Origin of the sequence: Streptomyces sp. AC555_RSS877 (genome assembly GCF_019049245.1) — a bacterium.
GTDB lineage: Bacteria > Actinomycetota > Actinomycetes > Streptomycetales > Streptomycetaceae > Streptomyces.
In genome coordinates this window covers 106,780-116,748 of record NZ_JAGMUK010000015.1, presented here as the reverse complement: position 1 = coordinate 116,748, position 9,969 = coordinate 106,780, and the positions used below count along the sequence as shown (strand labels likewise).

The window sequence follows — 9,969 nt, the reverse complement described above, 5'->3', positions numbered from 1 at the left end:
TGGAACCGGTCCTTCGTGGACCACGTGCAGATCACCATGGCCGAGGACATCGGCATCGGCGGCCGGGCCGGCTACTACGACGGCATCGGCGCCGCCCGTGACGTCATCCAGAACCACCTGCTGCAGCTGATGGCCCTCACGGCCATGGAGGAGCCCGCCTCCTTCGACGCGGACGCACTGGCCGCGGAGAAGACCAAGGTGCTCGGCGCGGTGCGACTGCCGAAGGACCTGGGCCGTGACACCGTCCGCGGACAGTACGCGGCCGGCTGGCAGGGCGGCGAGAAGGTCATCGGCTACCTCCAGGAAGACGGCATCAACGCCCAGTCGAAGACGGACACCTACGCGGCCATCAAGCTGGAGGTGGACAACCGCCGCTGGGCGGGCGTCCCCTTCTACCTGCGCACCGGCAAGCGTCTGGGCCGTCGGGTCACCGAGATCGCGGTGGTCTTCCAGCGGGCCCCGCACTCCCCCTTCGACCACACGGCGACGGAGGAGCTCGGCAAGAACGCGATCGTCATCCGCGTTCAGCCCGACGAGGGCGTCACGGTCCGCTTCGGCTCCAAGGTGCCCGGCACCTCGATGGAGATCCGGGACGTGTCCATGGACTTCGCGTACGGCGAGTCCTTCACGGAGTCCAGCCCCGAGGCGTACGAGCGGCTCATCCTCGACGTCCTGCTCGGCGACTCGAACCTCTTCCCGCGCACCGAGGAGGTCGAGCTGTCCTGGAAGATCCTCGACCCGATCGAGGTGTACTGGGACGAGCACGGCAAGCCCGCCCAGTACCAGGCCGGCACCTGGGGCCCCGGCGAGGCGGACGACATGCTCGAGCGAGACGGACGGAGCTGGCGCCGGCCATGAAGATAGACCTCACGGACACCACGGCCAGCAAGATCAACAAGGCGCTGGTTCAGGGCCGCCGCGCCATCGGCACACCGGCCGTCGGCATGGTGCTCACCCTGGTCATCGTCACCGACGAGGAGAACGCGTACGACGCCCTGAAGGCCGCCAACGACGCCTCGCACGAGCACCCCTCGCGCACGCTCGTGGTCATCAAGCGCGTCTCGCGTTCACCCCGCGACCGAACGCAGTCCCGTCTCGACGCCGAGGTCCGGGTGGGAGTGGAGGCGGGCACCGGCGAGACGGTCGTCCTACGGCTGTACGGCGAGGTCGCCAGCCACGCCCAGTCGGTCGTCCTGCCGCTGCTGCTGCCGGACGCCCCGGTGGTGGTCTGGTGGCCGGTGAACGCGCCCCTGGACCCGGCCGGCGACGCGCTGGGCGCCCTCGCCCAGCGCCGGGTCACCGACACCTACGCCTCCGAGCAGCCGGTACGCGAGCTCGGCGCCCGCGCCGACACCTACACGCCCGGCGACACCGACCTCTCGTGGACCCGCATCACGCCCTGGCGCTCGATGCTGGCCGCGGCCCTGGACCAGGTCACCTGCGAGGTCGAGACCGTCGAGGTGGAGGGCGAGGAGTTCAACCCGAGCTGTGAGCTGCTGGCGATGTGGCTCGCGGACCGGCTGGACGTGCCGGTGAAGCGGTCGCTGTCGTCGGGCCCCGGCCTCACCGCGGTCCGCATGAACACCGACTGCGGCCCGATCGTCCTGGACCGCGCCGACGGCTCCCTCGCCACCCTCTCCATCGAGGGCCAGCCGGACCGGGCGGTCGCGCTCAAGCGGCGCGAGACGGCCGAGCTGATCGGGGAGGAGCTGCGGCGGCTGGACCCGGACGACACGTACGCCTCGGCGCTGCGCTTCGGTGTGGACCGGCTGCACGTCTCCCGCAGCAAGGCTGCCACGTCACCCGTTGCGAAGCCCGCCCCGGAGAAGACCGACGCTGCCGAGGGACCGGTGGCCAAAGGAGAAGCTGCCGGGGCGGTCCCCGCTCCCGTCGAAACGGCTGCGAAAGCACCCGCTGAGGAAGCGGCGGCGCCGGCCCCGGTGAGGAAGGCGTCCGCGAAGTGAGCACTCCGCAGCTGGTCGTGCACCACGACAAGGAGCTGATGGCCCAGGCCGCCGCGGCCCGCCTGATCACGAAGATCGTGGACGCGCAGGCCTCCCGGGGCTCGGCGTCCGTGGTCCTGACGGGAGGCCGCAACGGCAACGGCCTGCTGGCCGCACTCGCCGCCGCGCCCGCCAGGGACGCCGTCGACTGGGCCCGGCTGGACCTGTGGTGGGGCGACGAGCGGTTCCTGCCCGAGGGCGACCCGGAGCGCAACGTCACGCAGGCCCGCGAGGCCCTGCTGGACTCCGTGCCCCTGGACCCGAAGCGCGTGCATGCCATGCCCGCGTCGGACGGTCCGCACGGTGCCGACGCGGACGCGGCCGCCGCCGCCTACGCGGAGGAGCTGGCCCGGGCGGCCGGCCCCGAGAACCACGGTGCCGCCCCGACCTTCGACGTCCTGATGCTGGGCGTCGGCCCGGACACCCATGTGGCGTCGCTGTTCCCGGAGCTGCCCGCGGTACGGGAGACCGAGCGCACGGTCGTCGGCGTCCACGGGGCCCCGAAGCCCCCGCCGACGCGCATCACCCTCACCCTGCCCGCGATCCGCGCCGCCCGCGAGGTCTGGCTCCTCGCTGCCGGTGAGGACAAGGCCCAGGCCGCGGCGATCGCCCTGTCGGGTGCGGGCGAGATCCAGGCCCCGGCGGCGGGCGCGTACGGCAGGCAGCGCACCCTGTGGCTGCTGGACTCGGCGGCGGCCTCGCAGCTGCCGAGGTCGCTGTATCCGCCGGCGTCGGCCTGACCTGTGCCGGTGGGAAAGCCCCGGGCGATCGGCCTGGGGCTTTCCGCTGTCCGGGATGGCTCACGGGCCCGGGCTCACTGCCTGTGGCGCAGCTCCCGGTACGTCGCCACCAGGGCCTTCGTGGACGCGTCCAGGTCCGGCACCTCGGCGCCCTCGGTGAGTGCCGGCTCGACGCGCTTGGCGAGGACCTTGCCGAGCTCGACGCCCCACTGGTCGAAGGAGTCGATGTTCCAGACGGCCCCCTGGACGAACACCTTGTGTTCGTAGAGCGCGATGAGCTGGCCGAGGACCGACGGGGTGAGTTCGCGGGCGAGGATCGTGGTGGTGGGGTGGTTGCCCTGGAAGGTCTTGTGCGGGACCAGTTCCTCGGGAACGCCCTCCGCACGGACCTCGTCGGGCGTCTTGCCGAACGCCAACGCCTGCGTCTGCGCGAAGAAGTTGGCCATCAGCAGGTCGTGCTGCGCCTCCAGCCCGGGCTGGAGGTCGGCGACCGGCCGGGCGAAGCCGATGAAGTCCGCCGGGATCAGCTTCGTGCCCTGGTGGATCAACTGGTAGTACGCGTGCTGCCCGTTGGTGCCCGGCGTGCCCCACACGACCGGCCCGGTCTGCCAGTCGACGGGCGTTCCGCCCCGGTCCACCGACTTGCCGTTGGACTCCATGTCCAACTGCTGCAAGTAGGCGGTGAACTTGGACAGGTAGTGGCTGTAGGGCAGCACCGCGTGCGACTGGGCGTCGTGGAAGTTGCCGTACCAGATGCCCAACAGGCCGAGCAGCAGCGGCACGTTGGACTCGGCGGGCGCGGTGCGGAAGTGCTCGTCGACGAGGTGGAAACCGTCGAGCATCTCCCGGAAGCGGTCCGGACCGACGGCGATCATCAGCGCGAGGCCGATCGCCGAGTCGAAGGAGTACCGGCCGCCCACCCAGTCCCAGAACTCGAACATGTTCGCCGTGTCGATGCCGAACTCCGACACCTTCCCGGCGTTCGTCGACAGCGCCACGAAGTGCCGGGCGACGGCCTCCTGGCCGGCCTTGAGCTCGGTGAGCAGCCAGTTGCGCGCGGAGGTCGCGTTCGTGATCGTCTCGATCGTGGTGAACGTCTTGGAGGCGATGACGAACAGCGTCTCGGCCGCGTCCAGGTCGCGGACGGCCTCGTGCAGGTCGGCCCCGTCCACGTTGGACACGAACCGGACCGTGAGGTCGCGGTCGGTGTACGCGCGCAGCGCCTCGTAGGCCATCGCGGGGCCCAGGTCGGAGCCGCCGATGCCGACGTTGACCACGTTCCTGATGCGCTTGCCGGTGTGGCCGCTCCAGGCGCCGGAGCGGACGCGCTCGGCGAAGGAGGCCATCCGGTCGAGGACGGCGTGCACGCCCGGCACGACGTTCTCCCCGTCGACCTCGGTCACCGCGTCACGCGGGGCCCGCAGCGCGGTGTGCAGGACCGCCCGGTCCTCGGTGGTGTTGATCCTCTCCCCGCGGAACATGGCGTCCCTGAGGCCGAAGACGTCGGTCGCGGCGGCCAGCTCGCGCAGCAGCCGCAGGGTCTCGTCGGTGACGAGGTGCTTGGAGTAGTCGACGTACAGGTCCCCGACCTGCACCGTGTACCCGCTGCCGCGCCCGGGGTCGGCGGCGAACAGCTCGCGCAACTGCACCTCGCCGAGCTCCTCGCGGTGCTCGGCCAGAGCGGTCCACTCGGGCGTCTGGTTGAGTCTGGTACGGCCGTCTGCGTTCATGTCGGACTTCAGCCCTCTTTCCTACGGTCCCTGCCGGTCCCAACCTAGTTGATCAGCGCGTGACCGGTCCTGTCCTGACGCCGTCGTCCGGCGCGACAACAGGTACGTCCCGCTTGCCCACGGGTATCAGCGAGCTCACGGCGAGGCCGAAGAGGACCGCACCCAGCAGGGCGGGCGCGTTCAGCCCGAAGGCCCCCGCCACCGCTCCGCCGAGCAGGGCGCCGAGCGGCGCTCCGGACGTCGAGGCCGTGCGGAAGGCGGCGGCGATACGGCCCACCATGGCTTCGGGACTGCGCTGCTGAATCAGCGTGACCTGGTTGACGTTCCACACCATGTTCATCGCGCCGAGCAGCAGCATGCCCGCCATCAGCGCGGCCAGGTGGCGGACGGTTCCCATCAGGAGCAAGGAGGCAGTCTGGACGCATCCGGCCAGGAGCAGGGCGCGCGCCCTGCCGGTCCGGCGCGCCACCCTCTGGGCGACGAAGCCGCCGGCGATGCTGCCGACCGAGAACGCCGTCAGCACGGCCGCGTACTCCGCTTCGCTCCCGTGCAGCCAGTGCGTCACGTGCAGGACCAGGGTGGCGATCAGGGCGCCCACGCCGATGTTGCAGAGCAAGGTGGCCACGCAGGTCGCCCGCAGCACGCGATCGTGCCACAGCGCGCGCAGGCCCTGGCCTGTCTCCGCCCGAAGGGTGCTGCCTGCCGGGCGCGGCTCCCGCTCCGGCGGCGCCACCCGCAGCGATGCCACCAGGGCGGCGGCCAGCAGATAGGTGCTCGCGTCGGCCGCGAACGGCATGGCCACCCCGGCCGTCAGCAGCAGCGGCACCAGCGGGGCCGCCAGCAGGCCGCCCGCGAGCTGTTGCCCGGTCATCAGCCGGGCGTTGGCGCCGCCGAGGAGCGTGCGGTCCACCAGGGAGGGCAGCAGCGCGGTGGCGGCGTTGTCGAAGAGGGTCTGCAGCGTGGTCAGCGAGAAGGCGAGCACGAGCAGCAGGGCGATCGAGGCGTGCCCGAGGCCGACAGCGAGCGCGAAGCAGGCGACGAGCAGCCCTCGTACGGTGTCGACCGCCCACATCGCCCGCCGCTGGTCCACCCGGTCGGCGACGGCCCCGCCGAGCAGCCCGAACAGCAGCCAGGGCACATAGCCGCAGGCGGTGACGGACGCGATGACGAGGGGATCGTGGGTGAGCTGCACGGCGAGCAGAGGCAGCGCCGCGTTGCGCAGAGCGTCGCCGAACCGCGACACCACAGCCGCGGTCCACAGCCGCCCGAATCCCCCGCGCCATGCGGGCGCCCCCACGCCCGTCGCGTCGACCGTCGCCACAGCCTCCCCCTCACGATTCGCCTGTGCGCAAACCGTAGAGGGCACCACTGACAACCGGCCTCGGCGCGGCAACCGGCCCAGGGCGTCGTCGAACAGGTCCGGCCGGACATCCGCGAATGTCCGGCCGACTCTCAATTCCTAGATTTCGCCCCGCAGTTTGGCGAGCGCCTCGGCGAGGATCGCCTCGCCGTCCGCGTCGCTGCGCCGCTCTCTCACATAGGCGAGGTGCGTCTTGTAGGGCTCGGTGCGTGGTGGGGCCGGTGGGTTGTCCCGGTCCTGACCTGCTGGAAAGCCGCAGCGCGGGCAGTCCCAGGTTTCGGGGACCTGCGCGTCGCTGGCGAAGCTGGGCTGCGTCTCGTGCCCGTTGGAGCACCAGAAGGAGATGCGCAGACGCGGCGCGGACTCGCCCCGCTCGGCCTCGCCCATCGGCCCCGCCCCGACCCGGCTTCCTCGGATCGCGTTGCCACTTGCCACGGTCGTAACTCCCTGCGTGATGGTGCCGCAAAGCGAGTCGGCGTTTCGCTTCACTGCGAGCGCCTTAGTCTACGTAAGGCCCAACGCGCGTCCAGTGGTTGGAGTTACAGCTCCCACACAAGACGCAAGCCCCATGATAGGCCGCGCTCAGGTGCGCGTACCGAACATGGGGCCTTACGTGCGGAACAGGCGTGCTGCGTGTGCGACGCTGATCAGTTGTTGGCCTTCATCAGCAGGCCCAGCACGACAATGCACGCGAACCAGAGCAGACCGACCACCACGGTGATGCGGTCGAGGTTGCGCTCGGCGACCGAGGAACCACCGACGGACGACTGCATGCCGCCACCGAACATGTCGGAGAGGCCGCCACCCTTGCCCTTGTGCATCAGCACCAGAAGCATCATCAGCAGGCTGAAGACGAGCAGGGCGATCGAGAACCCCATAACCACGGCTGGACCAACTTCCTCGGATTCTGATGGACGACGGGGTCCAGCAACGAGCGCTGGACCCCGCAAGGGTACGACGGAACGCCGCTACCGCATACTCACTGGTCGCGGAAGCGCGCGATCTTGACGAACTCGTCCGTGTCCAGCGAGGCACCGCCGACCAGGGCGCCGTCGATGTCGGCCTGGGCCATGATCTCGGCGACGTTGCCGGACTTCACGGAGCCGCCGTACTGGATGCGGACCTTGTCGGCCAGCTCCTGCGAGTACAGCTCGGCGATCTTGCCACGGATGGCCGCGCAGACCTCCTGGGCGTCCTCGGCGCCGCAGACCTTGCCGGTGCCGATGGCCCACACGGGCTCGTAGGCGACCACGACGGACTCGGCCTGCTCGGCCGGGATGTCCTTGAGGCCGCCCTCGACCTGGGTGAGGGTGTGGGTGACGTGGTTGCCCGCCTCGCGGATCTCCAGTTCCTCGCCGACGCACAGGATCGGGGTCAGGCCGTGCTTGTAGGCGGCCTTGACCTTGGCGTTCACCAGCTCGTCGGTCTCGTTGTGGTACTGGCGGCGCTCGGAGTGGCCGATGGCCACGTACGTGCACTTCAGCTTGGCCAGCATCGCACCGGAGATCTCGCCGGTGTAGGCGCCGGAGTCCTGCGCCGAGATGTCCTGGGCGCCGTACTTGATCTTGAGCTTGTCGCCGTCGACCAGGGTCTGGACGGAGCGCAGGTCGGTGAAGGGCGGCAGGACGGCGACCTCGACGGCGTCGTAGTCCTTGTCGGCCAGGGCGAAGGCGAGCTTCTGGACGTGGGCGATGGCCTCGAGGTGGTTGAGGTTCATCTTCCAGTTGCCCGCCATCAGCGGCGTGCGCCCCGAAGAAATAGATGCAGCCATTAAGGGTCAGTCCTCCAGTGCGGCGAGCCCGGGGAGCGTCTTGCCCTCGAGATATTCGAGGGAGGCGCCGCCACCGGTCGAGATGTGGCCGAATGCGTTCTCGTCGAAGCCCAGGATGCGGACGGCCGCGGCGGAGTCGCCACCGCCGACCACCGTGAAGCCCGGGGAGTCGAGGAGGGCCTGGGCGACCGCCTTGGTGCCCTCGGCGTAGTCGGGGTGCTCGAAGACGCCCATGGGGCCGTTCCAGAAGACGGTGGCGGCGTCGGCGAGCTTCGAGGCGTACAGCTTGCGGGTCTCCGGGCCGATGTCCAGGCCCAGCTGGTCGGCGGGGATGGCGTCCGCGGCGACGGTGTCGGGGTTCGCCGGCGCCTTGGTCTTCAGGTCCGGGAACGCGGTGGAGGTCAGCACGTCGACGGGGAGGACCAGCTCGACGCCGTTCTTCTCCGCGCGCTCGATGTACTCCTGGACGACCGGGATCTGGTCGTCCTGGAGGAGGGAGGCACCGACCTCGTAGCCCTTGGCCTTGAGGAAGGTGAACACCATGCCGCCGCCGATGAGGAGGCGGTCCGCCTTGCCGAGCAGCTGGTCGATGACGGCGAGCTTGTCGGAGACCTTGGAACCGCCGAGGGCCACGACGTAGGGCCGCTTGACGTCCTCGGTGAGCTTCTTCAGAACGCCGACCTCGGTGGCGATGAGGTAGCCGGCCGCGTGCGGCAGACGGGCCGGGAGGTCGAAGACCGAGGCGTGCTTGCGGTGCACGGCGCCGAAGCCGTCGCCCACGTACACGTCCGCGAGGGCGGCGAGCTGGTCGGCGAAGGCGCCGCGTTCGGCGTCGTCCTTGCTCGTCTCGCCGGCGTTGAAGCGCAGGTTCTCGATGACGGCGACCTGGCCGTCGGCGAGGCCGGCGACGGTCGACGTGGCGGACTCGCCGACCGTGTCGGTCGCGAAGGCCACCTCGGCGCCGAGGAGTTCGCCCAGACGCGCGGCGGCCGGCCCGAGCGAGAACGCCGGGTCCGGGGCGCCCTTGGGGCGGCCCAGGTGCGAGGCGACGACCACCCGGGCGCCCGCCTCGGCGAGGGCCTTGACGGTGGGCAGGACGGCGCGGATGCGGCCGTCGTCGGTGATCGTGGTGCCGTCGAGCGGCACGTTCAGGTCGGCGCGGACGAAGACCCGTCGGCCCGCGACGCCTTCGGCGAGAAGTTCGTCGATCGTCTTCATTGAGGGAACTCCTGAGGAGGGCTCGTGATGCTCATGATCGTAAGAGGGCTGGTCTGCACGTGAGTCAGGGCTCGGGCAGCGCGTCCCTGCGCTGCCCGAGCCCTGCTCTCACATCAAGGTGCCTGCTCTGTTGATCAGAGCTGGTTGCCGACGAAGACCGTCAGGTCGACGAGGCGGTTGGAGTAACCCCACTCGTTGTCGTACCAGCCGAGGATCTTCACCGAGTTGCCCTCCTGGACCATGGTCAGGGAGGAGTCGAAGGTGCAGGAGGCCGGGTCACCGACGATGTCCGAGGAGACGATCGGGTCCTCGGTGTAGGTCAGGAAGCCCTTGAGGTCGCCGTCGTCGGAGGCCTTCTTGAACGCGGCGTTGACCTCGTCCTTGGTGACCTCGCGCTGCAGCGTCACGACCAGGTCGGTGGCCGAGCCGGTCGGGACCGGGACGCGCATCGCGATGCCGTCCAGCTTGCCCTTGAGCTGCGGGAGCACCAGGGCGGTGGCCTTGGCGGCACCCGTCGTGGTCGGGATGATGTTCTCGGCGGCGGCGCGGGCGCGGCGCAGGTCCGAGTGCGGGAAGTCCAGGATGCGCTGGTCGTTCGTGTACGCGTGGACCGTCGTCATCAGGCCCTTGACGATGCCGAAGTTCTCGTCGAGGACCTTCGCCATCGGCGCCACACAGTTGGTGGTGCAGGAGGCGTTGGAGATGATGTGGTGGTTCGCCGCGTCGTACTTGTCCTGGTTGACGCCCATCACGATGGTGATGTCCTCGTCCTTGGCCGGAGCCGAGATGAGGACCTTCTTGGCGCCGCCGGTGATGTGCTTCTCGGCGTCGGCCTTCTTGGTGAAGATGCCGGTCGACTCGATGACGATGTCGACGCCGAGGTCGCCCCAGGGGATGTCGGCGGGGTTGCGCTCGGAGAGAACCTTGATCGTTTTGCCGTCGACGGTGATCGTGTCGGCGGTGTGCGACACCTCGGCCTTCAGGCGGCCCAGGATGGAGTCGTACTTGAGCAGGTGAGCGGTGGTCGCGGTGTCACCCAGGTCGTTGACAGCCACGATCTCGATGTCAGCACCCTGCTCCAGCAGCGCGCGGAAGTAGTTACGACCGATGCGGCCAAAGCCGTTGATGCCTACGCGGATCGTCACGA

Annotated in this window: 10 protein-coding genes; 3 read left to right on the top strand and 7 right to left on the bottom strand. The window is 70.0% G+C overall.

Annotation, left to right across the window (positions count from 1 at the left end):
• From KUM49_RS48070 to pgl, 3 genes are all read left to right on the top strand, one after another.
• A partial coding sequence (locus tag KUM49_RS48070) for a glucose-6-phosphate dehydrogenase (protein ID WP_254400803.1) occupies positions 1-858 on the top strand: 858 nt, incomplete at its 5' end.
• A complete protein-coding gene (opcA, locus tag KUM49_RS06275; RefSeq protein ID WP_217235690.1) occupies positions 855-1,964 on the top strand; it encodes a glucose-6-phosphate dehydrogenase assembly protein OpcA in 1,110 nt (369 codons plus the stop codon). The genes KUM49_RS48070 and opcA, both read left to right, overlap by 4 nt.
• A complete protein-coding gene (pgl, locus tag KUM49_RS06270) occupies positions 1,961-2,743 on the top strand; it encodes a 6-phosphogluconolactonase (RefSeq protein WP_217235689.1) in 783 nt (260 codons plus the stop codon). The genes opcA and pgl overlap by 4 nt, the downstream gene beginning before the upstream one ends.
• Positions 2,744-2,817: 74 nt before the next feature.
• Here pgl and pgi read toward each other — a convergent pair whose 3' ends face one another.
• The 7 genes from pgi to gap form a co-directional block, all read right to left on the bottom strand.
• Positions 2,818-4,473, bottom strand: coding sequence for a glucose-6-phosphate isomerase (gene pgi, locus KUM49_RS06265; protein ID WP_217235688.1), 1,656 nt, complete (start codon positions 4,471-4,473; stop codon positions 2,818-2,820).
• 52 nt (positions 4,474-4,525) lie between these two features.
• Positions 4,526-5,794 carry an MFS transporter gene (locus tag KUM49_RS06260; protein ID WP_217235687.1) on the bottom strand — a complete coding sequence of 423 codons (1,269 nt, stop codon included), beginning with the start codon at positions 5,792-5,794 and terminating at the stop codon, positions 4,526-4,528.
• Between the two features lie 138 nt (positions 5,795-5,932).
• Positions 5,933-6,268, bottom strand: a complete 336-nt coding sequence (locus tag KUM49_RS06255) for an RNA polymerase-binding protein RbpA (protein ID WP_078637775.1) — start codon at positions 6,266-6,268, stop codon at positions 5,933-5,935.
• A 212-nt stretch (positions 6,269-6,480) separates the two neighbouring features.
• Positions 6,481-6,711 (bottom strand): preprotein translocase subunit SecG, encoded by a 231-nt coding sequence (gene secG / locus KUM49_RS06250; RefSeq protein WP_217235871.1) that lies wholly within the window; start codon positions 6,709-6,711, stop codon positions 6,481-6,483.
• Positions 6,712-6,812: 101 nt separating this feature from the next.
• Positions 6,813-7,568 carry a triose-phosphate isomerase gene (gene tpiA / locus KUM49_RS06245; RefSeq protein ID WP_217235870.1) on the bottom strand — a complete coding sequence of 252 codons (756 nt, stop codon included), beginning with the start codon at positions 7,566-7,568 and terminating at the stop codon, positions 6,813-6,815.
• Between the two features lie 42 nt (positions 7,569-7,610).
• Complete coding sequence (pgk, locus tag KUM49_RS06240; protein ID WP_217235686.1) at positions 7,611-8,822, bottom strand: phosphoglycerate kinase; 1,212 nt, start codon at positions 8,820-8,822, stop codon at positions 7,611-7,613.
• Between the two features lie 134 nt (positions 8,823-8,956).
• Positions 8,957-9,967 (bottom strand): type I glyceraldehyde-3-phosphate dehydrogenase, encoded by a 1,011-nt coding sequence (gap, locus tag KUM49_RS06235; RefSeq protein WP_217235685.1) that lies wholly within the window; start codon positions 9,965-9,967, stop codon positions 8,957-8,959.
• Between the last annotated feature and the right edge of the window lie 2 nt (positions 9,968-9,969).